Genomic DNA, 24864 nt, shown 5'->3' with positions numbered 1-24864 from the left:
ATGCTGAAACGAGTGCGGTCTGTTACGGTGCGTTATTCGGCCATCGCCCTGGTACTCTTCACGCTTTGGGAAGTCAACTACCCCATGCTCACGCCCCAGGCCGAACTGGCCATCTTTGCGGCCCTGGGGTTGATCATCTGCTTTCTCACCTTCCCCCTCCATCCCCGGTGGAAAAAGCATGGCGCCTCGCAAGCGCTAGACCTCCTGCTGGCCGCCTTGACTTTGCTTATCTCGGCCTACCTGGTGGTGCAAAACGAGCCCTTTTTCCGGGCCTACTGGCCCGGCAGCCGCTCGCTGGGAGGACGCGCCGGACTTGAGAACGCCACCGACATCGCCGTGGGCGTGGTGGGACTGCTGCTGGTTCTGGAAGCCACCCGGCGAGCCATCGGATGGGCCTTGCCCATCCTCTCGGTGGTCTTCCTGCTTTACGCTTACTTCGGCCCCTCCATGCCGAGCTGGCTTTTTCCCCACCGCGGCTACGCCGTGGAACGCATCGTCTCTCAAGCCTTTCTGCAAGGGCAGGGCGTCTACGGAACGGCCTTGAAGGTCATGTTCACCTACGTCTTTCTCTTCGTGCTTTTCGGCGTCCTCCTGGAGATGGCCGGAGCCACCGGATTCATCATCGATCTGGCCCGCCGCATTTTCCGCCGCTCCCCCGGGGGAGCCGCCAAGGTGGCCGTCCTCTCCAGCGGACTCATGGGCTCGCTCTCGGGCAGCGCCGTAGCCAACACCGCCACCACGGGAACCTTCACCATCCCCATGATGCGCAGCTCCGGATTCCAGCGGCGCATCGCCGCCGGGGTGGAAGCCGCCGCCAGTTCAGGGGGCGCCCTGGTGCCGCCCATCATGGGCGCCGGCGCCTACATGATGCTGGAGATCGTGACTCCGCCGGTAACCTATCTGGAGATCATCCGGGCCGCTCTGCTGCCGGCCGTCCTCTACTACCTCTCCCTGCTGCTCATCGTCCACTTCTACGCCCGCCGGGTCGGATCGGACGCGGCCGAGGTGGAGGCGCGCGAGGAAAACCATCCTCTGGAAGGCTTCATCTTCTTCGGGTCGCTGGCCGCGCTGGTGGGATTTTTGGTGGTGGGCTACACGCCTTTCCGGGCCGTCACCCTGGCCATGGCGGTGGTGCTGGTGCTGGCCGTCTTCCATTCCAAGACCCGCATCGGACTCAAGTCTCTGCTGGAGGCTTGTCAAAAGACGGCGGCCGCGGGAGTGGCGCTGGTGGCCGCCGCCGCCTGCGTGGGCATCATCATCGGAGTGGTGACTCTGACCGGCGTGGGGACGCGCTTCCCCAGCCTGGTGCTTCCGCTGGCCCAGCAGAACCTCTTCCTGGCCCTGGTGCTGATCATGGTCTCATCCATCGTGCTGGGCATGGGGCTGCCCTCGGCGGTCTGCTACCTGTTGCTGGCGACCCTGATCGGCCCCCTGCTGGGCAGCCTGGGAGTGGTGCCGCTGGCCGCTCACTTCTTCATCTTTTATTTCGGGATGATGGCCATGGTCACGCCTCCCGTGGCGCTGGCCGCCTACACCGCCGCCTCCATCGCCGGATCGCCCATCATGCAGACCTCGATGGCGGCCTTCCGCATTGCCCTGGTGGGATTTTCGTTGCCCTATATCTTCGTGGCGCGTCCTCAGTTGCTGATGCTGGCGCCGGACGGCTCGGCGGCGGCCTGGAGCGCCATCGTCCCGGCTTTCCTGGCTTCGCTGCTGGGCATCGTCCCCCTGGCGGCGGGCATCGCGGGTTACTTCTTCGCCCGCCTGAGCGGGCTTCAGAGGGCCTTGATGATCGCTGCCGCCGTCCTCACCCTTTTCCCCGGCGGACGGGCCTTCCTTTCCCCCAGCGACCTGGCCGGCCTGGCCCTCTTCGCAGCCCTCTCGGTGTGGAATTTCATGCAGAGAGAGTAACGACGGTTATCTCACCCCTTTCAGAGGGTGTCGCAAAGGCGCAGCCCGAACCAGTCCCAAAGCGTTTCAAGGAGCACTTTCTTGCTTTCTGAGAACCCCGAAGGGGTGTGATTCGCTAGCCCAGGGTAAAGCGAGGGCGCCTGCGCCCAAGCGACACCCTGGGTAAGGTAAGTACCTCTAGAAAAACCCTTCTGAAGGGGTGGAATAACGGACCTTCGAGGTTGTCGTCTTGAGGACTTTCGCGACAGCTCTGAAGGGTGGAATAAGCGGCCCCACGAGCAACCGTCACGCCTGGCCCAGCAGAGCCAGGTCGGCGCGTTGGAGTTTTCGTCCCAGGCCCAGGGCCAGGTTGCGGTAGAGGATGACGCCGATGTCGGGACGGCGGCGGATGAGGGACCGCAGTTGGTCGCGGGGCAGCAGTCCGGCCGTCACCGGGGTGCGGGCGCGGGCCGAGGCCGAGTGGACGAATCCGCGCAAGGCCGAGATCTCGCCCAGCGATTCACCCTTGCCCACTGTTCCCACCTGGCGGCCGTCTACCTCGACGTCGATGCGGCCCCGCAGCACCAACAACACCCCCTGGCCGGGATCGCCTTTGGCGAAGACACTCTCGCCAGCCTGGAAATCGGCCAGGCGGCAGCAGGCAGCCAGGCGGCGCGACTGCTCGCGGCTGAGTCCCCGAAAGAGCTCGACCTGATCGACGGCCCGCAAGATGCGGGGCTGAATCTCGCGCGAGGCGAATCCGCGCAGCACCACCTCTGACAGGCGCTGCACTTCCCGGGGCAGGTCGGGACTGTTGGAGGCCACCGGCGAAAAGACGCGTGCCATCTTGAGGATGTCGAGCCGTTCCACCTTGTGGAAAACCAGCGAAGGAAGATAGGCCACGGGCAGGAAACCCAGCTCCAAGAGCGTCCTCTGCATGCGGGGAGCATAGGCGCTCACGTCGGCCTCGACGTAGGTCATGCCGGCGCGGCCCGCCCGCTTCAGCAATTGCTTGAAGAGATAGGTGGCGCTCTCTTCCTCAATGCTGATGAACTCGAAGACGCGCACCTGGCCCTCCTCGCGGTCGATGATGTAGCCCAGCGCCCCCGCCAGGCGTCCCTCGCGGCGGGCCAGCAGGTAGTTCGAGTTGCGCGCCCGCAGCTTGAAAAAACCGTAGTGGAGGCGCATGGGACCGAACAGCTCGCGTTTCTTGAGGCGTCCCCGCTCGATGCGCAGCAGGTTGGCGTAGCCCTCCGATGAGGTCAACTCCTCCAACTCGAAATCGTTCCCGGAGGGGTAGGAGGGGGATTCCTCGTCCTCGATGACGTCGAAGTCGAGTCCGCAGTTGGACATGACCAGGTGGGCCAGCGGATAGGCCTCGGGAATGATGCGAGGATGGTTGCGGCGCAGGCGCAAGGCCTCCCCGAAATACTGAACGAGCACGGCCAGATTCTCCCGCTCCTCGAAGGCCACCGAGGAAGGCAGCAGTCCTGCGGGGGAGAAACCGTGCCCCAGCGCAATACGGCAAGAGAAGGCGTTGCAGGTGCGGGCTTCGACGACACCCACGTGAAGCCGGTCGCGCACCAATCGGAGGCGGCCTTCCATGAGCCGGTGACCCACTCCGTGGCGGCGGGCCTTGGGATGCACAACCAGCCTCCCGAACTCGGCCGTCAGGTCGCTGAGGGCGCCCTTCTCCTCCAGCACGGCGGCCGTCCCCAGCACCTCGCCGCTCTCCTCTTCCACGGCCACGACGATGACCGTGTCCTCGGCGTAAATGAGACGCTTGACGGCCTGGGGGCGGTAGAAGTCCTGGTAGCAGTAACTGCCTCGGTAGGAAGTGCGGAAGCACTCCGCGATCCCTTGGGCGTCCGATTCGCGAGCTGGCCGGACCTTGATTTCAGCCATGTCCTCGGCCTCGTTGGCAAGAGGTGTGATCTGCACACACTTACCAGTGTGGCAGCCGCTCCGGCGGATAGCAACACTTGCGCTTGAATCGGCTCAATCGGCGGGTTCGTCGGCCTTGTCGTAGACGACCTCTTCCCAGTCGCCCTCAAAGCGCGGGTGGAGAATCTCCACCTGGGCGTCCTGGAAGCGTTGGCTCCACCACTCGCTGCGCATGGCGGCCAAGCGGTCTCTGGCCGAGTCCGATCCATGCTTGGCGTCCACCGAAACCTGCTTGTAGTCGGGGTAGACCTTGGCCAGTTCCTCTTCCAGACGGCGCTGCACTTGCTGGCCGCGCAGATCGCGTTCCACCAGCGGACGCAAGAAGGCGCCCGCGCCCTCGGTCCGCAGTTGAGCCTGGGCCCGGCGCAAGACTTTGATCTGTTCATCAGCGGGACGCTGGGCATAGTAGTTGGACCAGTACTGGGAGGTCAGCTCGTCGTACTCCGAAAGATACTCGCGGCGGGCTTCCTCGAGACTCATGCGGTCGTCGCGCACGGCTTCGACGGCGGCGATCAGGTCTTCGGTCTGCTGGATCTGGCGATCGACCATGGCCTCAGCTTCCCGGGGGTCGAGGCCGGTCCGCTGGGCGCGCGATTCGATCTCCCGCTCGATTTGGGCCTCATCGACCATAATCCCCCACTGGGCGTACTGCCGCTCGCGCACCAGGCCTCGGATGACCTGAATCAGGTTTTCGCGCTCGGCCAGACGCTGCATCTGGGAGACTTCCTCCCAATCCTGCCGGCTGTTCGGCGAATGTCCCCGACGGCGCTGGAAGAGGGTTTCGATCTTGTGGCTGTCGACCTTCACGTCCTCGTAAAGAACGGTGCGGCCATCGACCGTGGCCACAGGCGCGGAATCGGGGATGTGGGTGAGGATAGACTGCTCGCCGGCGCAGCCCGTCAACAGCAAGGCCGCTGCCGCCAGTCCCACTCCCACCAAGCCCACTCCCGCCACAAAGCTCTTGCTGGCTCGAATCATGGCCTCATTATGCCAGACCCCCTCGGGAGTCCGTGGTTGCAAGTCGCCCGTCAGGGGCTCAGGTTTGCCAGTCGAAGTCGATTTCGGCGACGTAGCGGGACTCGCCGGTCAGGACCACCTCTTGACCTTCGCTCCACTCCACTTTTTGCGAGCCGCTCTGGGTCACCACCTCGACGGGAGAGGTGCATCGTCCGTTGACGATGGCGGCCACGGCGGCGGCCGAGCAGCCGGTGCCCGAGGACTGAGTGGGGCCCACGCCCCGCTCCCAGATCTTGGCCCGTACCTTGTGCTCGTCGATGACCTGCACGAATCCGACGTTGGCGCGCTGGGGAAAGACCTGATGCCGTTCCAGCGCCGACCCCAAGCGCTGAAAGCGTTCACCCTTGGGCAGGCAGTCGACCAGGATTTGACATTGCGGGTTGCCCATGGAAAGAGCCGTGATCTGCAACGCTTCGCCTCCGGCGTCGAGGGGATAACGCAGGATGCGTTCAGGGATGCGCGTGGCATGGGTGTCCTTAAAGGGCACCTGCTCGGGACGAAAACCGGGCCGGCCCAGGGAACTGCGGTACCGCCAGCGGCCGTCCTTCTGGGAGAGGCGGCTGAATGTCTTGTCGCCGCACAAGGTCTGAAGCACGATTTCGTCCTGCGAGCACCAGTCGTTGCGATGCACCAGCGCGCAGGCGCAGCGGGCTCCGTTACCCGAGAGTTCGGCTTCGCTGCCGTCCTGGTTGAAGATGCGGTAGTCGAAGCGTCCCTCTTGATCGGCGGGCTTCAGGAAGACCAGGCCGTCGGCTCCTATTCCCGTGTGGCGATCACAACAGGACCGGGCCAGAGCGCTATAGCGGTCGTCCTCAAGCTGGCACCGGTAGGCCACCAGAAAGTCATTGCCGTAACAATGCAGCTTATGAAGCTTGACGATCATTCCCTTCCTTCCCGCGGGGCGGCTGGACAGGGCCATCTTCGCATACTCCGTGATGGAATCAAACCCCAGCCAAAAAGGCGACACATCATGGCAGGGGTCTGGTAGAGTCTAAGCTGCTACGGAGGGGTTCTTGAAGACCAGACTCGATCATCCCGGCGCCCTCGCCCAAGGCATGGTGCAAGGCACTTTCGAGAGCCTGCGCCAGTTCGGACAGCAATTGCAGTCGGGACCCGCCCTGGCCTCGCATCTCGGCGTCCGCCCGGCCCAAGGCGTACGCTCGGCGGTCTATTGCGGACTGGGGGGCTCGGGCATCGCCGGCGACTTGCTGCAAGCGGCGCTGGGAGAGGACTTGCGCCTCCCCTGGCTGGTGCACCGCTCCTACGGACTGCCCCCCTTCGCCGATCGGGCCACGCTGGCCGTCATCTCCAGCTACTCGGGCAACACCGAGGAGGCCTTGGACGCCTTTGCGCAAGCCCGCGCCAAGGACTGCCGCATCCTCTGCGTCACCTCGGGAGGAGAGCTGCTGAAAAAGGCCTCTGCAGACCAACTCCCCTGCATTCAGTTGCCTTCGGGACTGGCTCCCCGCAACTCCCTGGGATATGCCTTGTCGGCCCTGCTCTGCGCAGTGCACCGCCTGGGACTGGCTCCCGATCCCAGCGGTCCCTTGCAACAAGCCGCAGAGTCGGCCCACGAACGCTCCCGCCTGCTGGGACTCGACACGCCCCTCAAAGCCAACCCGGCCAAACACCTGGCCCGCCGCCTGCATGGACGCCTTGTGTTGATCTACGGAGGCAGCGGACTGACCGCGCCCATCGCCCGGCGCTGGAGGGGGCAGATCACCGAAAACGCCAAGCAACTGGCCTGGACGGCCGCCCTCCCCGAGATGAACCACAACGAAATCGCCGGATGGGAACACCCTCACGAGGTGCTCAAGCACACCGTCGCCGTCTTTCTGCGCGACCAGGACGAGCACCCCCGCCTGGCGCGCCGCTTCGACCTGACCCGCCGCTATCTGCAGGACAAGGCCGGCGACACCATCGAATGCGACAGCAACGGAGAATCCCGACTCGACCGCATGGTTTCGCTGCTGCAGCTCATCGACTGGGCCAGCGTCTACCTGGCCATCCTCAACGGCAGCGACCCCGAGTCCATCGAAGCCATCGAGCACATCAAGCGCCGGCTCAGCGAAGAGGCCTAGGGCCGCCCTTCTCGACGGGCCCAGGTGTGCTAAGATCAGGCCGGATTTACTTGGCTTAGCCATTAATTATTGTCGGAAGGATTACAAATATGAAGCCGATGCCTGAATTCCCGCTCTCGAACCGGCGCCTGTTGCCGGCGCTGCTGCTGTTGACAGGGCTGTTCCTGGGTCCGCTGTGGGCGCAGGACGCGGTGCCTGATTCCGCCGAAGACGTTCATCCCCTGCTGATCGGCATGGAGATTCCCGACGTCACCTACCGCAGGGCCGACGGGAGCGAGGTGTCCCTCAGGGAGTTGGCCGCACAGAAGCCCATGGTCATGATCTATTACCGGGGCGGCTGGTGACCGTACTGCAATAAGCAGTTGGGACAACTGCAGCAAATCGAGCAAGACCTCATCGAACTCGGATACCAGATCGTGGCCGTCAGCCCCGATTCCCCCGCCACCCTCTCAAAGCGGATCGCCGAGGCTGACAGCCAAGGATTCCGTTACACCCTGCTTTCCGACGCCAGCGCCGAGGGCGCCAAGAAGTTCGGGATCGCCTACCGGCAGCCCGACAAGCGCTACCATCGCATGCTGGAAGAACACTCGGGCCGGGACCACCACATCCTGCCGGTTCCGTCCGTCTTCCTGATCAAGAATGGAGAGATCCTCTTCGAATACGTCAATCCCAACTACCGCGTCCGCCTCCATCCGGATATACTGCTGGCGGCAGCCGCGGTTCACGCGCGCTGAATCCTTTCATCGGAGGTTGATTCGCATGAAGAAAACGTTCGCTCTTTCCTTGTTGGGACTGCTGGGTTTGGCGGCGGCTTTCCTTGGCGCGGGCTGCGGAGAGGCCCAAGGCGCCGACTTCGAAGTCACCTACTACTACCTGCCTGGCTGAGCGGTCTGCGCAAGAACAATGCCCGCCGTGAGCGGGCTCGAAGACGAGTTTCCTGGCCGAGTCAATTCAAAGAACGTGGACGCCACCACGCCAGAGTCGAAAGAAGCTGTGGCCCAACTGGGCTTTCGCAATCACGGCATCGTGATCCGCTCGGCGCAAGGCGACGTGCTGTGGACGCAGCCCGACCATGAGGTGCAAATGGAGGACGTCCGCGCCAAGTTGAGAGAACTGACCGCCGAATAGCAGGTCGTCGGGAAAGGTGATCAGGACTGCTGTCCGCCGGATTGGCCCGGCAGGTCGTCCTCGGGGGTCGTTCGGAACCAGTCACGGACCGAGCCCAAGGCTGAACGGGCGCGTTTGCGGCCCCCTGCCGCAAACGCGTTCCAGACCACCTTCGATCCTCGCGAGATGATGGTGGAGAGCATCTTCAATGCTTGAGCCGAGGCGCTGCGGCGCAGGGTTTTGCGCTGCGGCTTGACCAGGGCGTCGCAATATCCCTTGGCGATCAAACCCACCCGCAAGGTGAGGAAGGCGCTGGCCGAGCCGGTGACCAGGGAATTGACGAAGAGGGCCGTGACGGCCTGAAGTCCGGGCACGGCTCCCACCACCGATCCGGCGCTGGCCGCGGTCATGGCGGCCAGTTGATCGCCCACTTCGCTGTCTTCTAATTCCCCCACGATGAAGGCGGTGGCGGCTACGTTGGCGTAGAGCCGCGCCAGATCGCGCAGAGTGGGCCGCTGGTAGTAGATCTTGGCGATCTGGTAGACCATCTGGGTCTGGTTGACGAGAACCAGCAGGCCGTCCAGCCGTCCGCTCTGGGAAATCGCGGTCATCAGGAAGACGGTGGCGGCGCGCGTGCGGATCTCCGCCTCGGCCCGCTCATCGAGCACCGCCAGCGCCGCCTCCACCCCCTGGCGGCTGCTCAGGTCGAAGGCGTGCCCGGTCAACTCCCGGTTGGAGGCCAGACGCCGTCCCAGCCGTTTCAAGTGCCGCTCGAACTCCGGACCCTGATCGCTCTCGGGCGGCTTGAGGGGACGCGGCATGAGCAGCAACCGCACCACCGGAACCGCCACCAGACCCGCGTAGACGGCCAACAACGCCCAAAGCACCGCCGTCCCCAGCCGGGGGTCGATGCGGGAGGCCATGTCGACCACCTGCGCCGTCTGGCTCACCACCATGACCAGGAAACCGACAATGACCAGCAGCGCCAGGGGCAGAATCACCCGCTTCAGATTCTCAAGCATAGATAAAGCTTACTACGTCCCCCAAGCGCCATTTGTTCACGTTCAGCGCCTGGGAGGGAAAAACGACTTTTTGGGGTCAGACGTTTGCCAAAGAACAGTGGGAAACTTGCATATCTTTTATTTTTAGCCTAGGCTAAAAATTGTGGCCAAGATTGCGTTTTTCGGATTCCCTGCCTTTGGACACGTCAACCCTACTCTGGCGGTGGTCGAGGAGCTGCGCAACAGGGCCCATGAGGTGGTCTACTGGTGCTCGCACAGCTTCGCAGAACGTCTTGAAGCGGCGGGCGCCGATTTCCGCTCTTACGGACATCCGCTCCTCGAGGAACTTTCGGTCACTCCTGAAAACATCAACCGCCTGCCCCTCACGGTCATGGAGGCTTGCCAGTGGTTTCTGACCGACTGCTTATCTAGCGTGCGCGATGAAGCCTTTGACTTGATCATGCATGACTCGGTGGCTCCCTGGGGCAAGCTGACGGCCCAAGTGCTGGGACTGCCTTCCATTGCTTCGGTCAGCACCTTCGCCTTTCACCGGCGCATGCTGGGGTTGGCACGCGGACTCTATGACATCCCTTTTTCCTGGTCGCGCACGATGACCAAGCTGAAGACCTTGTGGCGCATCCGCTCGGTTGGCCGGGCCCTGCGCCGTCAGGACTTCCCGTCTCCCGCCATGCTCGACTTGATATTCGCCCGGGGGACGGCCGCCAGCCTGGTCTACACCTGGCCCGGCTTTCAACCCTTCGCCGACTCTTTCGGACCCGACGTTCACTTCGTGGGGCCTTCGCTTCAGCATTCCCGCGACGACGTCGACTTTCCCTTCAAGCGCCTCGATCCACGGCGCCCGCTGCTTTACATCTCCTTAGGGACGCTCTTCAACCGCGAGAGCGACTTCTTCGAGCACTGTTTTCAGGCCTTCGCCTCCAGCGATTGGCAGGTGGTGCTTACGCTGGGCGGCGGACTCGACGTTGAAGACTTCGAGCAGCAGGCTCCATCCAACTTCATCCTCTGCCGCTATGCTCCTCAGCTTCGCCTGCTGGAGGGCGCCAAAGCCGCCATCACCCGGGGCGGGATGAACACCGTTAACGAATGCCTCTACTTCGGCGTCCCGGCCCTGGCCATCCCCTTCCTTTCTGAGCAGGCCGTGGTGGCGGGACGGCTGGTGCAAGTCGGCGCTGGAAAGGCCCTCAAGCCCGCCCAGGTCGATCCCACGCGCCTGCGGGAGGCAGTGGAGGCTCTGCAACAGCCTCACTACCTCGACAAGGCCCGTCAGATCAGAGACTCTATGCGCCGGACGGGAGGCTACAGGGCCGCCTGCGACGTCATCGAGGCCTGTCTGGGCTAATCGCGCCTCTGCTCGCACGAAAAAGCCCGCCGTTGCCGGGGCCGCGTGCGGCAGGGATAATGCAGCCCATGGCGCGAGGGTTTTGGATCGATACCGATGCGGGATCGGATGACGTGGTGGCGCTGCTGATGGCGTTGCGCCATAGCGATGCCGAGGTGCTGGGCATCAGCGTGGTTTCGGGGAATGTTCCCTTGCCCCAGGGGATGCGCAATACGCTCTATACCGTTGAGTTGTGCGGGGAGCAGGCCGCGGTTTTTGCCGGGGCCGAGCGTCCGCTGATGCGCCGGCCGGTGGACGCGGCCTTCTTCCACGGTCGTGACGGATTGGGTGATCGGCATTATCCGCCCCCCGCGGGGCAAGCCGCCCGGGGGCATGCGGTGGAGGCCCTGCTTTCGGCGTGCCGGCGCCATCCGGGATTGACGCTGGTGACCTTGGGGCCGCTGACCAATGTGGCCCAGGCGCTCTTGCGGGAGCCGCGGATGGCCCGGAACGTGGGTCGCTGCGTCATCATGGGAGGCGCGGCCTGCACCGTGGGCAATGTGACTCCCGCCGCCGAGTACAATATGTGGGTAGATCCCGAGGCGGCGCGGATCGTGTTTTTCTCGGGCCTGCCCATCGAAATGGTGGGATGGGAGTTGTGCCGTGGGGAGGCCAATCTGAGCGAGGCGGAGATGGAGGAGATCAGGGCTCTCGACACGCCTTTGGCCCATTTCGCGCTGGACTGCAACGAGGTGGCCATCCGCGCCAATCGCCGCCAGTCGGGCGACATCGGACTGGCCCTTCCCGACCCGGTGGCCATGTCCTTGGCGCTGAACCCCGCGCTGGGGCTGCGCCGCAGCCGGCATTACGTTCAGGTGGAAACGCAGAGCGAACTGACGCGCGGGATGACGGTGGTCGACCAGCTCGGCGTGGTTTCCGACGAACGCAACCGCGCCGCCTGGGAAGAGCTGCTGGAGGGCGGGCCTAACGCCGAAGTCCACTGGCGACTCGACATTCCCGGCTTCAAGAAGCTGCTCAAGGATTCGCTGCAATGAAACAGGCGCGCATCGTGGTGGTGGGGAGTTCCAACACCGACTTGATCGTCCAAACCGAACGCATTCCAGCGCCGGGAGAGACGGTGATGGGAGGCCACTTGACCACCGCCGCGGGCGGCAAGGGAGCCAATCAGGCGGTGGCCGCCGCCCGGCTGGGGGCTCAGGTGACCTTTGTGGCGCGGCTGGGAGCCGACGACTTCGGCAAGCAGGCGCTGCGCAAGCTTGAGGACGAGGGCATCGATTGTTCCCATGTCCAGCTCGACCCCGGACTTCCCTCGGGCGCCGCCCTGATCATCGTCGAGAAGGGGGGCCAGAACGCCATCGCCGTGGCACCGGGCGCCAACAGCGAACTGTCTCCCGGCGACGTCGACCGGGCCGGCGGGAAACTGGGCCGGGCCCAAGCCTTGCTGCTGCAGCTCGAGGTGCCTATGGAGACGGTCCGCCATGCGGCAGCTTTGGGAAGGCGCGAGGGGCTCATCGTCATTCTCAACCCGGCGCCTGCCCAAAGGCTCGAGCCGGAGTTGCTCGGTCAGCTCAGCGTCCTCACGCCCAACGAGAGCGAAGCCGAGATCCTCAGCGGACTCAAAGTGGAGGACGAGTCCTCGGCCCGGCGCGCCGCCCGGCGGATGCGCGAGATGGGAGCGTCCAGCGTGGTGATCACCTTGGGGGACAAGGGCGCCTACCTGCTCAGCGAAGACCAGGCCATGCTCATCCCCGCCCCCAAGGTAAACGCCGTCGACGCCACCGCCGCCGGCGACGCCTTCAACGGAGCCCTGGCCTGCGCCCTGGCCGACGGACTCCCCCTGTCCGAAGCCGTCTCCCGCGCCAACATCGCCGGAGCCTTCTCCGTCACCCGCCTGGGCGCCCAGCCCTCCCTCCCCACCCGCCGGGAATTGGAAGGTTTTCAGCGCGATTGACTCGTTTCGTATTCGGCCACCCATTCCTCGGGCGTTTTCCAGGGACCTCGAATGTGAGGAGCGCCTTTGAGAAAACGGTCGCCGTCTGTCACCACCAGTCCCAGTTGGCCCAGGGCTTGAGGGGCCGTGTAGCTTTCGATGAGTTTGTTGAGGACCGAGCGGGCCATGCGGTCGTCGCCGGGGGGTTCTTCCTCGCTGAGGCCCCTGAGGAAGTCGGCGATGTATCTCAGCAACTGCGGCTCCTGAAAAAAGCTCCGGTCGTCCAGGAAGTCATGCCAGAAGCGGTGCCAAACCTGGGCCCGGGTGGGATGAGTGACCAGCTCCCAGTGTAGGAACCACTGGGTCGCCTGGCTTTCCAGGGCCCGGTCGTGCTCGACGACGACCCGTCCCCATTCGGTCAGTTCAAAGGGCCGTCCCGGCAGCACCATCCCGCACTTGTGCAGCCAACTGCGGTAGCGGGCTGAATAGGCTTGCGAATACCCGAAGAACTCCCCGATCTCGCGGTGGGTAGCCTCAGGAAACCTCCTCAACCGCCCCACCATCCGCGCCATCCGCCCCCGGTGCATCCCATAGTTGCCATGAAAGAAAACAGCCATACCTCTCCATGGAACCACTGCCGGCATCTCAATTGCACCCTCCCACCGCACCCATTTCCCCCCGAAACCCCTACCCCCAGCAGGTTCCCCGGCAATTCCCATGCAACGATTAGAAGAACAGTCATGCCGCTTGCTCCGCCTCTTCAAGGGGGTAGGGACTCCGAGCCAATGAGCGAGCGTGCCCGAAGCCACGGAGGGCACCGCGTAAGGAAGGTGTCCGCGAAGATGGTCCTACTCATCGCTGTTTTTTTTCGGCGTTCCGTAGAGATAGTGGTCCAGCTCTCTGGAGTCTGGCAGCATCTCCAAGTCCTCAGGGGGGACGTCCTTCATCAGGTCGGCGATAACTTCTGAAATGTGGGGCCGGTTGCCGGGTTTGCGGTTTTGCAGTTGGCGGCGCCAGACGTTGCGCTTGATGAGCTTTTTGAGCCATTCCTCGACCGGGACCTCTTCGTGGTCGGATTCGAACTGGATGTCTTTCATCAGTTCTTCGGGCAAGTCGAGGGTCAGTTGCATTTTGAGACCTCCTTTCTGAAAGCTATGGCTGGCAGGCGGCCGCGCCGGCCACGCCTCCGGGCGCTGCATTGTACTTGCTCGATGCCTCCTTTCAGCCTTTACCAACGCTGCTCAAGGGGAGATCTACGAAGTTGGGGCCGAATAATCCTGGGAAAGGGTTGAAAAATTAGGGGCCGGCGTCGTCGAGTGTCACCCACTTTTGCCTCAAGCGTGTCTTGTCTGTAGTGGGATCAATGGCTGGAAGCTGGCACATTTTCATCAGGAGCTGCCTTATAGCGGCCCTGCTGTGGGCGGCGTTTCTCGGCAGGGCCGGGCCACTTGCAGGCGGGCAGGAGACGGGGCGGGCGATCCACTTCTGTTCCGGGCGTCCCGCCGGCAACTACAACCGGCTGGCGCAACAGATCGCCCGTCACCCCTTCATGTCCGACTTTCAACTCGAGGTCAAAACCACTCAAGGATCCTATGACAACACCGGCATGCTGCGTTCGGGGGAATGCGACATTGCGCTGGTGCAGAATGACGTAGCCGCGGCCGAGCACCTCAACGGACGCCCCTATCGAGCGCTGGCCTCACTTTACGACGAAATCGTACACGTGGCGGCTCGCCGCGAGTTGGGATTCGACCAGATAAGCGATCTCGTCTACTCCGAGAAGTCGCTGCGGATAGGAATCGGTGAGCTAGGCAGCGGTTCCGCTTCACACGCCTTGATGATACTCGACGAGTTGAATCTGCTAAGCCGCAAGGCGGAAGGGCCGCCTTGGGAAACTCTCTACATCCGCCTGGGCGAAGCCCTCGAAGAACTCAGATTCCGCAACCTCGACGTGGTCTTCGTGACCTCCGCCGTTCCGGTCACCTCGCTGGTGGAAGCCTCTCAGCAAGACATGATCACCTTGCTGGAAATCGACCAGAACATCATCCAGAGCCTGAGAAGCAAGCAGCCTTACTTGAGCCTTTGCGAGATCCCCTACGATGTCTACTCGGGAAAGCGCAATATCGCTTCCCTGGGCCTCAGGGCGTTGCTGGTCCTGGGGCGTGAGGTGCCGGCGGACGTCGTGGCGCCTTTGCTCGAAGCTGTTTACGATCTGCCGGGCCACGAGGGACTCCCGTTCCTGGCTGACCTGACGCCCCTGACAGGGCTATCCGACATCACCATTCCAATCCACCCGTCTTCACGGCGCTACCACGAAGAGCATCGGGCCGAACTGGCAAGGCTGGTCCAGGAATATAAGGACTACTTGATGCCAGTCATCATTCTGTTGATTCCATTCCTGCTGCTGCGTTCCCGGACTGCACTCTTTATCCATCAGTTTACGCTGGGGCGCATCCTGGTTTTGCTGGTCTGCGTGTGGCTGGGCGGGGCTTCCACCATGTTCATCGTCGAAGGGTCAAAGAACAGCGCCTTCGATTCTTTCGGCAAGTCAGCCATCGCCATCCTCCATTACCTGTTCAGCGGACTCGAGTCCAAGTATCCCATCACGCCCGCGGGAACGGTGGTTTCCATCCTCATCCTGAGTTTGGGTGCGGCGGTGGTCGCGCTCTTCACCGCCACCATCGTTTCGATTTTGGTGGAGCAAGCCTTCGGGATACAGCGGCTGAGAACCAAACCCCGCCTTTTCAAGTTGCGCGATCACGTCATCATCGCCGGCTGGTCGAAACGGAGCGAGCGTCTAATCCGTCACTTGCGCAGCGGCGACCTTGCCAAAAAACCGCCCATCGCGGTCATCACCTCGGACTCATCGAAGACCACTGTCCGCAACCGCCATCACTTCAAAAACGTATGGGTCGTGGAAGGCAGGCCATGCCAAAAGTCCACTCTGGCCAGGGCCAATGCAACCACGGCCAAGTTCGCCCTGCTGCTCAGCGACGATCCCGGCAGCGAGGAATCGGAGCTGCAAAACGTGGCCAGCACACTGGCCATCGAGGCCCTGAAGCCGTCCGTATACACCATGGCCGAGGCCAACAGCCACAAAACCGAAGAGCACCTGAAGTCCTGCCGGGTCAATCAAGTCGTCAATGTCAGCGATCTCTCAGAGAAACTCGTGAGCCAATCGGTGATTACTCCCCGCGTCATGGGCGTCTATGACGAACTGCTGACTTTTGCCCGGCAGTCGCAAGAGATTTACTTCCTGCCCCTCAACCGGGATCTGGCGAACTCGACCTTCGGCCAGATTCAGCGTCAGCTTCCCCGTTCGCGGGACGCCATCGCAGTAGGATTCCGCCGGAACAGGGTGCAAATCGTACTGAACCCGCGCAAGTTCCCGGAATCGAACGACCATCCGGGAGCCCATACCCGACTCAGCCCCGAGGACGAACTCATCATCATGGCCGACACGGCCTCGGCTCTGCGAAAGCCGGCTTGGCAGAGGCTTTGGCGGAAACTGCGGAAAGAAACCAGCGGAGGGAAAGTCATGTCAACCATCGATCAGCTTCAACTCCCCAAACGGTCAATAGAAAGGCAGGACATAAGAATCGGCATTTGCGGCTGGAACCCCGGTTCTCGGGACATCATTACCCAGTTGCAGGCTCCGATTATTCGACGCCGCTACAGGTATTCCTTCAAAGTTATCTGCCCCATGACCGCTCCCGGCGTGGCTGAGTCCGATAAAAGCGGCGCGCCTGAAGATGTCAGCTTTGTATTCGGAGATCCCCTCAAGCGAGAGGTCCTGAAAAACGCGGGAGTGGAGGACTTCAGGACCCTGGTCATCCTGGCTGATCGAAGCTCGCGCGAAGCTGCCAAATACAGCGACCACCGAAGTCTGATGGTGGCTCTCGCGGCCAGGGATCTTAAAGGAGACATTCACTTGGTGGTCGAGGTGCTGGAATCCGAGAACCGGGAGCACTTCGAACGGCTCAAGAACGCCGAGATCGTCTCGGTCGAGGATCTTGCTGAAAAAATCATGGCTCAAAGCGTCATCAGTCCGGGCATCACCGAGGTCTTCGAGCGACTCCTCACCGCCTCCATGGACAGCAACGAGATTTACCTCACGCCTGTGCCGGAGGAGTGGCTGGGATGCAAGTTTCGAAATCTCTACCAGAAAATCGTCGATTCAAGGGAAGAAGTCTGTCTGTTGGGTTACGAGTCCCTGACTTCTGCCGGCGAACGAGTCCTAGTGCTGAATCCCAGCCGCGACCGACGCATGCGCAGGGGAACAGTCAACTGGCAGCAATACGAGTTTAAGGAAGGAGATTCCTTGATCCTCATGGCCTACGAACTTCCCGACTGGTAGGTCGCTCTGTCCTAGGGATCGTAACGTTATCTGCGTTGAGTTGGCGCGACAGCGCAAGGGCGCGTTCGTGCCCAGCGTCTCGAGGCTCGGTGAGAGCGATCCAGTGAAAGGTATCGGGGAAGAGCACCCCAGCCTCAATCATGAGTTCCTCTTCGGGGTGCCGTAAATGTAGTGGTCGTGTTCGCTCGCTCCGTCTCTGGGGTGCTTGGCCAATTCCTCGGGAAATGCGTCCTTCATGTTCTCAAGGATGAGTTCCGCGATGTGGGGGCAGTTGCCGCGCATGCGGTTTTGCAGTTGGCGGCGCCAGACGTTGCGCTTGATGAGCTTCTTGAGCCATTCCTCGACCGGGACCTCTTCGTGGTCGGCTTCGAATTGGACGTCTCTCATCAGTTCTTCGGGCAAGATCGATGGTCAGCTTCATTTGGGTTCTCTCCTAGCCCGGTCCGCCGTCGAAGAGGAGCCGGAAACCTTCCTGGGCGAAGTGGCGGTCGTTGGTCAGGACGGCGGTGACGCCGCGTTTGCGCATGGTTAGCATGGCGATGCAGTCGGTGAGGCTGTAGTGCTTGTCCAGGCGGGCCTGGAAGTAGTCGAGACCGGCCAGGAAGGTCTCCCGATCTTGGGGGACAACGTCAATGACAGGGTCGTTGAGGATACTCCTGACACTTAGGGCCACCCGTAGTCTCACATGGGCGGGCGTCGCCGAGAAGTAAGCCAAATACTCGACCAGCACCTCATCAGTTGTCAGGAGACTGGCATCCGTCATGCTCTCCCTTAGGCTGCAGGCGCCAGCATGAGCTGGATCTGTGGGCTTGGCTAGGGCGATCCAGTAGAAGGTGTCCGCGAAGATGGTCCTACTCATCGCTGTTTCTTTTCGGCGTTCCGTAAAGATAGTGGTCAAGCTCTCTGGGGTCTGGCAACATCTCCAAGTCCTCAGCGGGCACGTCCTTCATCAGGTCGGCGATAACTTCTGAAATGTGGGGGCGGTTGCCGGGTTTGCGGTTTTGCAGTTGGCGGCGCCAGACGTTGCGCGCGATGAGCTTTTTGAGCCATTCCTCGACCGAAACCTCTTCGTGGTCGGCTTCGAATTGGACGTCTTTCATCAGTTCTTCGGGCAAATCGAGGGTCAGTTGCATTTGGGACCTCCTTTCTAAGAGTTGTGGGCGCAAGGCGGTCGCGCCGGCCACGCCCCCGGGCGGTGCATTGTACTTGCTCGATGCCTCCTTTCAGCTTCTACTAACGCTCCTCAAGGGGAAATCTACGAAGATGGGCGCGAATAATCCGGGAAAAGGGTTGAGAAATGGGAGTGCTCTGGTCGAAGGATCCCGATGACCGGCGGCACTGGGAGCTCATTGCCGTCAAAAGGGCTAACCGACCGCAAGGCGGAGTGTCTTAGAGAAAAGGCAAACGGACCAACCATTCGACGGCGAGTTTCGTCACACTGGATATGGTTCGGTTGGCGCCAGGCGTGGAGAAGGAGGAGTGAGGGCATGACGGCATTTTGGCAAGACGTGAAGTTGTCGCTGCGTTGGATGTTGCGCAAGCCGGGTTTCACCCTGATGATCACGGGCATGCTGGCGCTGGGGATCGCCGGCAACACGGTCATCTTCAACATCTACAGCGGACTCTTCATGCGTCCCCTGCCGCTGCCCGCTCCCGAACGGCTGGTCGACCTGGACGAGAAAGCCCCTCAGTGGAACCTGGAATACGTGGGCATTTCCGACCCGGACTTCCACGTCTGGCGGCGTGACAACCAGACCTTCGAGCTGATTTCGGTGTGGGACGATTCCACCTTCAACCTGGCCACCGAAGGCGACGCCGAGCGGGTGCGCGGACTGGAGACCACCCACGACCTGGCGGCGCTGCTGGGCTACCGCCCGGTGCTGGGACGCAATTTCACTCCTGAAGAAGACCAGGTGGGCGGCGAGAAAGTCGTGCTCTTGAGCCACGGCATGTGGCAGCGCCTTTACGGCGGACGCGAAGACGTGCTGGGCGAGACCCTGAGACTCGACGACACCCCCTACGAAATCATCGGCGTGCTGCCCAGAGAAGCCGTCTTCCCCGACGCCGTCGACCTGTGGATACCGCTGCAGTCCGACCCCACCTCCCAGGACGGCTGGTACCTGGACGGCATCGGACGCCTCAAGCCGGGCGTCACCATCGAGCAGGCCCGCCAGGACCTGACCCGCGTCCACAAGGGCCAGGTCGAGCAGCGTTCGGTCAACGACATCACCTCGCCCCGCCTGACGCCGCTGCGCGAGCGCTATCTGGGCGACGTGCGGGCCGTGACCATGCTGCTTCTGGGAGCGGTGGGACTTGTGCTGCTGATCGCCTGTGCCAACGTGGCCGGGCTGATGCTGGCCCGCGGCGCCTCGCGGACGCGCGAAATGGGCATCCGCCTCTCGCTGGGCGCCAGCCGCACGCGCATCATGCGCCAGTTGCTCACCGAAAGCCTGCTCTACTCGCTCTTGGGCGGTGTCCTCGGCGGACTGGCCGGCTGGGCCGGACTGCGCGCTGTGGTGGCCCTGATGGCGGACCGCATGCCCGCATGGGTGGCCTTCAGCTTCGACTGGCGCTTCCTGCTCTTTTTCGTGGCCGTGCTGCTCTCAACGGCGGTGCTCTTCGGACTCATGCCCTCCTTTCAGTCGACCCGCCTCAACGTGCAGCAGGTGATCCGCGACTCGGCCCTGCGGGCGGGCGCTTCGGCAGGCGGACGGCGCACCCTCAACGGACTGGTGGTGGCCGAACTGGCGCTGGCCTTCGTGCTGCTGATCGGGGCCGGACTGCTTTTCCGCACCTTCGCCGGACTGCAAGAGGTCGATCCGGGATTTCAGGTGTCCAACATCCTCACCTATGGCGTTTCCCTATCTCCCCAGAGGCATTCCGAGGACGAACAGATCCGGGCCTTTTTTCAGGAATTGATCGAACGCAGCAAGGCCCTTCCCGGAGTCGTCTCGGCGGGCGCCGTCTCATCCACGCCGCTGGGAGGCCACTGGGGCAATTTCTTCGAAGCCGAGGGAGCGCCCGAACGCGGCGAGGACGAAGCCAATCCAGTGGTCCTCTTCAGGGTAGCCACCCCCGATTACTTCGAAACCATGGGCATCCGCGTGAAATCCGGACGCTGGTTCGAGGAGAGCGAAGGCCTTGAGGAAAACGAGGTGGTGGTGATCAACGAGAGCATGGCCCGCCTCCACTGGCCCAATCAGGATGCCGTAGGCAAACGCATCCGGGGCGGGGGCGGACGCGACTGGATGACGGTGGTGGGCGTGGCCCACGACACCAAGCACTATGGACTGGACCAAGACATGAGACCGGGCGTCTTCGTGCCTTTCCGGCAATTCAGCATCCCTCGCATGACCATGGTGCTGCGCACCTCGGTCGATCCCAACACCCTGGTCGAGCCCTCGCGCCGGCTGGTGCGCGAACTCGACGCCTCACTGCCCATCTACAATGTGGCCACCATGGCCGAAAGGCTGGACCGCTCGCTCTATATCCGCCGGGCCTATTCCTGGGTCTTCGGACTCTTCGCTGCAGTGGCGCTGATCTTGGCACTGGGCGGCGTCTACGGAGTGATCTCCTACGCCGTCAGCCAGCAGACCCACGAAATCGGCATCCGCATGGCGCTGGGCGCCCGCCGCGCCCACGTCATGGGACAGGTTCTGGGCAACGGACTCAAGCTGCTGGCGGTGGGACTGGTCTTGGGCCTTGCCGGCGCCATGGCCGCCGGAGAACTGATGTCGGGCCTGCTGCTCAACGTCAGCTCCCTGGACGCCGTCACCTACGGCGCCGTAACGCTGCTGCTGGCCCTGGCCGCCACCTTGGCCACCCTGGCCCCCGCCCGCCGCGCCGCCACCATAGACCCCCTCCTGGCCCTGCGCCAGGACTGACCTGCGGGTGCCTAAACGCGTAACGGGGGGAATTCAGGACTCCTGGCGGGCCAGTTCTTCGGCTTTTTCTTCCCACTTCCAGTAGAGGTCGGTTAACTGCCGATCGACTTGGGCGTGGGACTGAGAGAGCTCCTGGAGATCTTCGTAGGACCGTTGAGGGTCTTGGAGGAGATCTTCGAGACGGGATTTTTCCGATTCCAGATGGGCCACTTTGGCTTCCAGGTTCTCGACCTCCCGGCGCATTTTGCGAAGGCGGTTCTTGGAGAGTTTCGACTTGGGCGCTGAGTTGACGCGGTCAGGCTGAGCAGCCTTGGTCACGTCCCGCGCTGGTCTCCCGTTTCCCGCCGCCAGAGGGTCGTCGTAGTGGAGGTCGCTGAGGGACTTGAGGGGGTGCAGGCCGCCGTCGTGAAGCCAGTAGAACTGGTCGACCACGTTGCCCAGGAAGTAGAGATCGTGGGAGACCACCAGCAAAGTGCCCTTGTAGGTGGAGAGCATCCGTTCCAGGGCCTCGCGGCTGGCGATGTCGAGGTGGTTGGTGGGCTCGTCCATGATGAGGACGTTGGCCGACTCGTAGACCAGTCCCGCCAGGGCCAGACGACTGCGCTCGCCTCCGCTGAGAGCTCCCAGAGGCTTTTCGATGTCGTTGCCCCGGAAGAGAAAGAGAGCCGCGAAGTTGCGCAGTTCTTCGTCGGTGGTGCGGGGGTCGAGCCGGCGCAGGACGTCGTAGACGGTCTCGTCCCTGTTGCCCAACTCGGGCTCCTGAGAGTAGTAGGCCAGGTCGTTGTTCGGTCCCCACTCGAAGTCGCCGTCAAGCACGGGCAGGTCGCCCGCCAGGGTTTTGAGCAAAGTGGTCTTGCCGCTGCCGTTGGAGCCCACCAGCCCCAGGCGCTCACCCCGCCGGACGCTCAACGACACGCCGCGCAGCACCGTCTTGGACGGGTAGCCCAGATCGGCATCTCGCAAAGTGAAGGTCTGGGCCCCGCCCCGGCGTCCTTCCGATATCTTGAGGTGGAGGACGGCATCGTCCCGCTGGGGCGCCTCCAGCCACTCGGTCCTTTCCAGCTTCTTGCGGCGCGACTGGGCCTGCTTGGTCTTCTGCCCGTAGATGTTGCGCCGGATAAAGTCCTCGGTCTTGGACTTCCATTCCTGCTGCCGCTGGTACTCGGCCTCGCGCTGGGCCATGCGCTGCTCGCGCTCTTTGCGCGCCTTGCTGAAAGAGCCCGAGTAGAGATGCAGCCGCTTGCCTTCCAGCTCCCAGGTCCGGTCGGTGACGTCGTCGAGAAAGCGGCGGTCATGGCTGACCACGATGTAAGCTTCGGGCAGTCCCCGCAGATACTCGGTCAGCCACAGGATGGCCTTAAGGTCGAGATGGTTTGTGGGCTCGTCGAGCAGCAGCAGATCGCTGGGAGAGAGCAATGTCTGAGCCACCAGCAGGCGGTTTTTCTGTCCTCCCGAGAGGCGTTCCCAGGGAGCGTCGACCAGGTCCTTGGGGAAGCCGATGCCCAGCAGTACGGCCTCGGTGCGGGCCTCGTAATCGTATCCGCCGTGGAGGTGAAGCCGGCTGCGCAACTGGTCGTATTCGCGGGCCAACTGCTCGGACAGCTCACCCCCGGCCATGTCGTGCTCGAGCTGGGCGACCCGCTCTTCCATCTGGCGGAAGTGCTCGAAAACGCGCAGAGCCTCCTGGCGCACGCTGTTGCCGGGCTGGAAATCGGGAATCTGCGCGATGCGCCCCACTTCCAGCCCGGAGGAGCGGCTGACGCGTCCCTGGTCGGGTTTCTCCTTCCCCTCGATCAGGTCGAAGAGGGTGGTCTTGCCGGTGCCGTTGCGTCCGATCAGACCGATGCGCTCACCTTCGTTGCACTGGGCCGTGACTTCGCGGAAGAGCAACTGAGTGCCGAACTCTTTGGCGACGTTGTCTAGACGGAAAATCATGGAAACGCGTCAGGAACCGGCTTGCAGTTGCCGGCGGCGCATTTCGTAGAAGGGGTCGCCTTCCCGCCACTGCATCATATCCTCGGCATTGCCCACCCGCTCGATCACCTTCATGGTGAATTCCATCAGTTGCAGCGCCCCCGTCAGCGGCCACTCGGGATCGAACTCGTCGCTGGGCTGATGATAGTGGTTGGCAACGTAGTCCTCCATCAACTTCCTGCCCCAATCGTCAGGCTTGTCGCGGAACTGCAATCCCATGTCGAGATAGACCGAAGGGACGCCCACCTTGACGAAGTTGAAATGGTCGGAACGGAAGTAATAGCCCTTCTCCGGAGAAGGATCGGGGGAGAGGGTCATCTCCATTTCCCCGGCCACCTGCTGCACCAGCGGCTCCAGGGTGGAGCGCTCGGCGCCCATGGCCACGATGTCCTCGGCCGGTCCCCACACGTTGACGCCGTCGATGTTGATGTTGGCCTGAGTTTCGGAAAGCGGAACGAGCGGGTTCTGGGCGTAGTATTGAGATCCCAGCAATCCCTGCTCTTCGGCCGTGACGGCGGCGAAGATGACGCTTCGCTTGGGCCGGCGCTCGTGAGGCCAGGAGACCATCACCCGGGCCATTTCGAGGAGAGCCGCCGTACCCGAGGCATTGTCGAAGGCCCCGTTGTAGATGAGATCGTCCTGGTTGCGGAAGTCGACCGTGGCCTCGGCCTTGCCCAGGTGATCGTAGTGGGAAGTGACGATCACCACCTGCTCCTTGAGTTCGGGATCGGACCCTTCAAGCTTGGCCAAGACGTTGGGGGCCTCGGCCCTGCGGATGGCGTTGTCGAAAGCCACCGAGACCTTGAAAGGCAGGTCGATGGGCTCGAATTCGGGGGAGGACGCCTTCTCGCGGGCTTCCTGGAAGCTGCTTCCGGCCGCTTTCAGGAGTTCGTCGGCACGCTGGTTCTTGATCCACGACTCGAAGCGGGTGCTCTTCTCGCCCTGAGCCGGCAGCGACATTTGCTCTCCCGTCCAGGAATTGACCACCACGCCCCAGGGGTAGCCGGCCATCTCGGTTTCGTGGATGAGCATGACGCCCACGGCTCCCCGGCGGGCGGCTTCCTCCAGCTTGTAGGTCCAGCGTCCGTAGTAGGTCAGGGCCTTGCCGCCGAAATGGGTGGGATCGTCGGAAGGCGGGTCGTTGACCAGCATGAGCAGCACCTTGCCCTCGACATCGTGCCCCTTGTAATCGTCCCAATGGGCCTCGGGAGCGTTGACGCCGTAGCCGACGAAGACCAAATCGGCATCGGAAACCTCGATGCGCTCTTCTTCGACTCCCGCCCAGGCCACCGCGTCCTGAGGCATCCGCAGGCTGTGCCGGGCCGCGCCGCCGATCTCGAGGGTCAGGTCGGAGGAAGCCGTCATGCCAACCAGCGACACCTGCTGATAAAAGGAGTCGCCGTTGACGGGCTGCAGTCCGAAGGCCTGGAACTTGTCCCGGATGTATTCGGCCGCCTTGCTGCCTCCGGGCGTTGCCGGGGCTCGTCCCTCGTATTCGTCGCCAGAAAGGGTTCGCAGGTATTCCGAATAGCTTTCTTTGGAAAGCGTCTCGGCTGGTTCAGACGTCTGGCAGGCCCAGGCCAGAAGGGCCAACAGGGCCGTCAGGGCCAATACTCGATAAACAGATGTCGCTGGATTTCTTGCCATGAGGGTCTCTTCCCTTGGATTCCCGGCGCTTGTCAACGCAGGTACTTACTTTCGATGTCCATGATCTTGTCGACGCGGCGGCCATGGCGCGCCTCGCCGTAAGGGGTTTCCAGCCAAGTGCGGACGATGGTTTCCATGGCTTGGCTCGAAATCATGCGTCCGCCCAGGGTGAGCACGTTGGCGTAGTTGTGCTGACGGCTGTTGCGGGCCGTGGCCTCGTCGTAACAGAGGGCCGCCCGCACGCCCGGCACCTTGTTGGCCGCCATGCAGGATCCGATGCCGGCACCGTCCACCATGATGCCCCAGCGGCAGCGTCCCTGCGATACGGCCAGCGCCACCTGGTAGGCCACCTCGGGATAGTCGGCGGGGGACTCGTCGAAAACCCCCACGTCATGCACTTCATGGCCCAGTTCCCGCAGCAGCTTCTTGACCTCTTCCTTCATGGCGAAGCCGCCATGATCGGCGCCCAGGGCGATGGTGCCGCCCGTCGACTCTTGCAGGGTGATGGAGCGCTTTTCAGCCGCCTCGCGCGCCAAATCGGTAACGACGGCTCCCGCCGGTACGGAAAAAGTCCCGCCCTCGGGCACGTCCCGCAAGTCCTCTTCAAGAATGATCTTGGCCATGAAAACCCCTCCGGCGCTAGTGACAAACCACTCGATTCTACCACCCCGC

At 62.9% G+C, this 24864-nt stretch carries 22 protein-coding genes and 1 pseudogene; 11 read left to right on the top strand and 12 right to left on the bottom strand.

The features are described 5' to 3' along the window. The gene (locus VLU25_05495) at positions 1–1911 is read left to right on the top strand and encodes a TRAP transporter fused permease subunit (GenBank protein HSR67376.1); all 1911 of its coding nucleotides are present in this window, start codon (positions 1–3) and stop codon (positions 1909–1911) included. A 285-nt stretch (positions 1912–2196) separates the two neighbouring features. Here the strand turns inward: VLU25_05495 and VLU25_05490 are convergent, their stop codons facing one another. From VLU25_05490 to dapF, 3 genes are all read right to left on the bottom strand, one after another. Continuing rightward, positions 2197–3795, bottom strand: coding sequence for a GNAT family N-acetyltransferase (locus tag VLU25_05490; protein ID HSR67375.1), 1599 nt, complete (start codon positions 3793–3795; stop codon positions 2197–2199). A 93-nt stretch (positions 3796–3888) separates the two neighbouring features. Then, entirely contained in the window at positions 3889–4812 is a 924-nt protein-coding gene (locus VLU25_05485) for a hypothetical protein (protein ID HSR67374.1), read from the bottom strand. 58 nt (positions 4813–4870) lie between these two features. Next, positions 4871–5734, bottom strand: coding sequence for a diaminopimelate epimerase (gene dapF / locus VLU25_05480; protein ID HSR67373.1), 864 nt, complete (start codon positions 5732–5734; stop codon positions 4871–4873). Between the two features lie 130 nt (positions 5735–5864). On the opposite strand from dapF, the gene VLU25_05475 reads away from it, so the two are divergent. The 5 genes and pseudogenes from VLU25_05475 (at position 5865) to VLU25_05455 (ending at position 8060) form a co-directional block, all read left to right on the top strand. Further along, entirely contained in the window at positions 5865–6932 is a 1068-nt protein-coding gene (locus tag VLU25_05475; GenBank protein HSR67372.1) for a bifunctional phosphoglucose/phosphomannose isomerase, read from the top strand. Between the two features lie 89 nt (positions 6933–7021). Then, positions 7022–7276 (top strand): hypothetical protein, encoded by a 255-nt coding sequence (locus VLU25_05470; GenBank protein ID HSR67371.1) that lies wholly within the window; start codon positions 7022–7024, stop codon positions 7274–7276. 12 nt (positions 7277–7288) lie between these two features. After that, positions 7289–7666, top strand: a pseudogene (locus VLU25_05465) (redoxin domain-containing protein). A gap of 25 nt (positions 7667–7691) precedes the next feature. After that, positions 7692–7817, top strand: a complete 126-nt coding sequence (locus VLU25_05460; protein ID HSR67370.1) for a hypothetical protein — start codon at positions 7692–7694, stop codon at positions 7815–7817. A gap of 27 nt (positions 7818–7844) precedes the next feature. Next, positions 7845–8060, top strand: a complete 216-nt coding sequence (locus tag VLU25_05455) for a hypothetical protein (protein HSR67369.1) — start codon at positions 7845–7847, stop codon at positions 8058–8060. Positions 8061–8080: 20 nt separating this feature from the next. Here the strand turns inward: VLU25_05455 and VLU25_05450 are convergent, their stop codons facing one another. Next, positions 8081–9061 carry a DUF697 domain-containing protein gene (locus tag VLU25_05450; GenBank protein ID HSR67368.1) on the bottom strand — a complete coding sequence of 327 codons (981 nt, stop codon included), beginning with the start codon at positions 9059–9061 and terminating at the stop codon, positions 8081–8083. Positions 9062–9203: 142 nt separating this feature from the next. On the opposite strand from VLU25_05450, the gene VLU25_05445 reads away from it, so the two are divergent. The 3 genes from VLU25_05445 (at position 9204) to rbsK (ending at position 12351) form a co-directional block, all read left to right on the top strand. After that, a complete protein-coding gene (locus tag VLU25_05445; protein HSR67367.1) occupies positions 9204–10400 on the top strand; it encodes a macrolide family glycosyltransferase in 1197 nt (398 codons plus the stop codon). Positions 10401–10468: 68 nt separating this feature from the next. Next, on the top strand, positions 10469–11434 hold the full coding sequence (locus VLU25_05440) for a nucleoside hydrolase (protein HSR67366.1): 966 nt from the start codon (positions 10469–10471) through the stop codon (positions 11432–11434). Next, the gene (rbsK, locus tag VLU25_05435; GenBank protein ID HSR67365.1) at positions 11431–12351 is read left to right on the top strand and encodes a ribokinase; all 921 of its coding nucleotides are present in this window, start codon (positions 11431–11433) and stop codon (positions 12349–12351) included. Before VLU25_05440 ends, rbsK begins: the two co-directional genes overlap by 4 nt. Here the strand turns inward: rbsK and VLU25_05430 are convergent. Beyond that, entirely contained in the window at positions 12339–12947 is a 609-nt protein-coding gene (locus VLU25_05430; protein HSR67364.1) for a DUF4007 family protein, read from the bottom strand. The genes rbsK and VLU25_05430 overlap by 13 nt on opposite strands. Positions 12948–13178: 231 nt before the next feature. Then, positions 13179–13460: a hypothetical protein gene (locus tag VLU25_05425; GenBank protein HSR67363.1), complete on the bottom strand. Its 282-nt coding sequence runs from the start codon at positions 13458–13460 to the stop codon at positions 13179–13181. A 233-nt stretch (positions 13461–13693) separates the two neighbouring features. Between VLU25_05425 and VLU25_05420 the strand changes: the two genes are divergently transcribed. After that, complete coding sequence (locus VLU25_05420; GenBank protein HSR67362.1) at positions 13694–16687, top strand: TAXI family TRAP transporter solute-binding subunit; 2994 nt, start codon at positions 13694–13696, stop codon at positions 16685–16687. A 138-nt stretch (positions 16688–16825) separates the two neighbouring features. Here VLU25_05420 and VLU25_05415 read toward each other — a convergent pair whose 3' ends face one another. The 3 genes from VLU25_05415 to VLU25_05405 are packed head-to-tail and all read right to left on the bottom strand — an operon-like array spanning position 16826 to position 17820. Next, complete coding sequence (locus VLU25_05415; protein ID HSR67361.1) at positions 16826–17074, bottom strand: hypothetical protein; 249 nt, start codon at positions 17072–17074, stop codon at positions 16826–16828. 46 nt (positions 17075–17120) lie between these two features. After that, a complete protein-coding gene (locus tag VLU25_05410) occupies positions 17121–17546 on the bottom strand; it encodes a nucleic acid-binding protein (GenBank protein HSR67360.1) in 426 nt (141 codons plus the stop codon). After that, complete coding sequence (locus tag VLU25_05405; GenBank protein ID HSR67359.1) at positions 17539–17820, bottom strand: hypothetical protein; 282 nt, start codon at positions 17818–17820, stop codon at positions 17539–17541. Before VLU25_05405 ends, VLU25_05410 begins: the two co-directional genes overlap by 8 nt. A gap of 354 nt (positions 17821–18174) precedes the next feature. Between VLU25_05405 and VLU25_05400 the strand changes: the two genes are divergently transcribed. Next, positions 18175–20571, top strand: a complete 2397-nt coding sequence (locus VLU25_05400; GenBank protein HSR67358.1) for an ABC transporter permease — start codon at positions 18175–18177, stop codon at positions 20569–20571. Positions 20572–20604: 33 nt separating this feature from the next. Here VLU25_05400 and VLU25_05395 read toward each other — a convergent pair whose 3' ends face one another. From VLU25_05395 to rpiB, 3 genes are read right to left on the bottom strand one after another with little or no spacing between them, the layout of a single operon-like run. Next, positions 20605–22506, bottom strand: a complete 1902-nt coding sequence (locus VLU25_05395) for an ABC-F family ATP-binding cassette domain-containing protein (GenBank protein ID HSR67357.1) — start codon at positions 22504–22506, stop codon at positions 20605–20607. A 9-nt stretch (positions 22507–22515) separates the two neighbouring features. Further along, the gene (locus VLU25_05390) at positions 22516–24192 is read right to left on the bottom strand and encodes a M28 family peptidase (protein ID HSR67356.1); all 1677 of its coding nucleotides are present in this window, start codon (positions 24190–24192) and stop codon (positions 22516–22518) included. 32 nt (positions 24193–24224) lie between these two features. Beyond that, the gene (gene rpiB, locus VLU25_05385) at positions 24225–24815 is read right to left on the bottom strand and encodes a ribose 5-phosphate isomerase B (GenBank protein ID HSR67355.1); all 591 of its coding nucleotides are present in this window, start codon (positions 24813–24815) and stop codon (positions 24225–24227) included. Between the last annotated feature and the right edge of the window lie 49 nt (positions 24816–24864).

Source organism: Acidobacteriota bacterium, assembly GCA_035471785.1.
Lineage (GTDB): Bacteria > Acidobacteriota > UBA6911 > RPQK01 > DATIPO01 > JANQFM01.
This window is presented reverse-complemented; position numbering and strand designations above follow the sequence as displayed.

Bases quoted from the DNA above. Each gene is read 5' to 3' on its own strand.
- VLU25_05440 (HSR67366.1), top strand. From the start codon at position 10,469: ATGGCGCGAGGGTTTTGGATCGATACCGATGCGGGATCGGATGACGTG.
- VLU25_05410 (HSR67360.1), bottom strand. From the start codon at position 17,546: ATGAGTAGGACCATCTTCGCGGACACCTTCTACTGGATCGCCCTAGCC.
- VLU25_05430 (HSR67364.1), bottom strand. From the start codon at position 12,947: ATGGCTGTTTTCTTTCATGGCAACTATGGGATGCACCGGGGGCGGATG.
- rbsK (HSR67365.1), top strand. From the start codon at position 11,431: ATGAAACAGGCGCGCATCGTGGTGGTGGGGAGTTCCAACACCGACTTG.
- VLU25_05460 (HSR67370.1), top strand. From the start codon at position 7,692: ATGAAGAAAACGTTCGCTCTTTCCTTGTTGGGACTGCTGGGTTTGGCG.
- VLU25_05485 (HSR67374.1), bottom strand. From the start codon at position 4,812: ATGATTCGAGCCAGCAAGAGCTTTGTGGCGGGAGTGGGCTTGGTGGGA.
- VLU25_05415 (HSR67361.1), bottom strand. From the start codon at position 17,074: ATGAGAGACGTCCAATTCGAAGCCGACCACGAAGAGGTCCCGGTCGAG.
- VLU25_05390 (HSR67356.1), bottom strand. From the start codon at position 24,192: ATGGCAAGAAATCCAGCGACATCTGTTTATCGAGTATTGGCCCTGACG.
- VLU25_05400 (HSR67358.1), top strand. From the start codon at position 18,175: ATGACGGCATTTTGGCAAGACGTGAAGTTGTCGCTGCGTTGGATGTTG.
- VLU25_05395 (HSR67357.1), bottom strand. From the start codon at position 22,506: ATGATTTTCCGTCTAGACAACGTCGCCAAAGAGTTCGGCACTCAGTTG.
- VLU25_05495 (HSR67376.1), top strand. From the start codon at position 1: ATGCTGAAACGAGTGCGGTCTGTTACGGTGCGTTATTCGGCCATCGCC.
- VLU25_05450 (HSR67368.1), bottom strand. From the start codon at position 9,061: ATGCTTGAGAATCTGAAGCGGGTGATTCTGCCCCTGGCGCTGCTGGTC.
- VLU25_05470 (HSR67371.1), top strand. From the start codon at position 7,022: ATGAAGCCGATGCCTGAATTCCCGCTCTCGAACCGGCGCCTGTTGCCG.
- dapF (HSR67373.1), bottom strand. From the start codon at position 5,734: ATGATCGTCAAGCTTCATAAGCTGCATTGTTACGGCAATGACTTTCTG.
- VLU25_05405 (HSR67359.1), bottom strand. From the start codon at position 17,820: ATGCAACTGACCCTCGATTTGCCCGAAGAACTGATGAAAGACGTCCAA.
- rpiB (HSR67355.1), bottom strand. From the start codon at position 24,815: ATGGCCAAGATCATTCTTGAAGAGGACTTGCGGGACGTGCCCGAGGGC.
- VLU25_05420 (HSR67362.1), top strand. From the start codon at position 13,694: ATGGCTGGAAGCTGGCACATTTTCATCAGGAGCTGCCTTATAGCGGCC.
- VLU25_05490 (HSR67375.1), bottom strand. From the start codon at position 3,795: ATGGCTGAAATCAAGGTCCGGCCAGCTCGCGAATCGGACGCCCAAGGG.
- VLU25_05425 (HSR67363.1), bottom strand. From the start codon at position 13,460: ATGCAACTGACCCTCGACTTGCCCGAAGAACTGATGAAAGACATCCAG.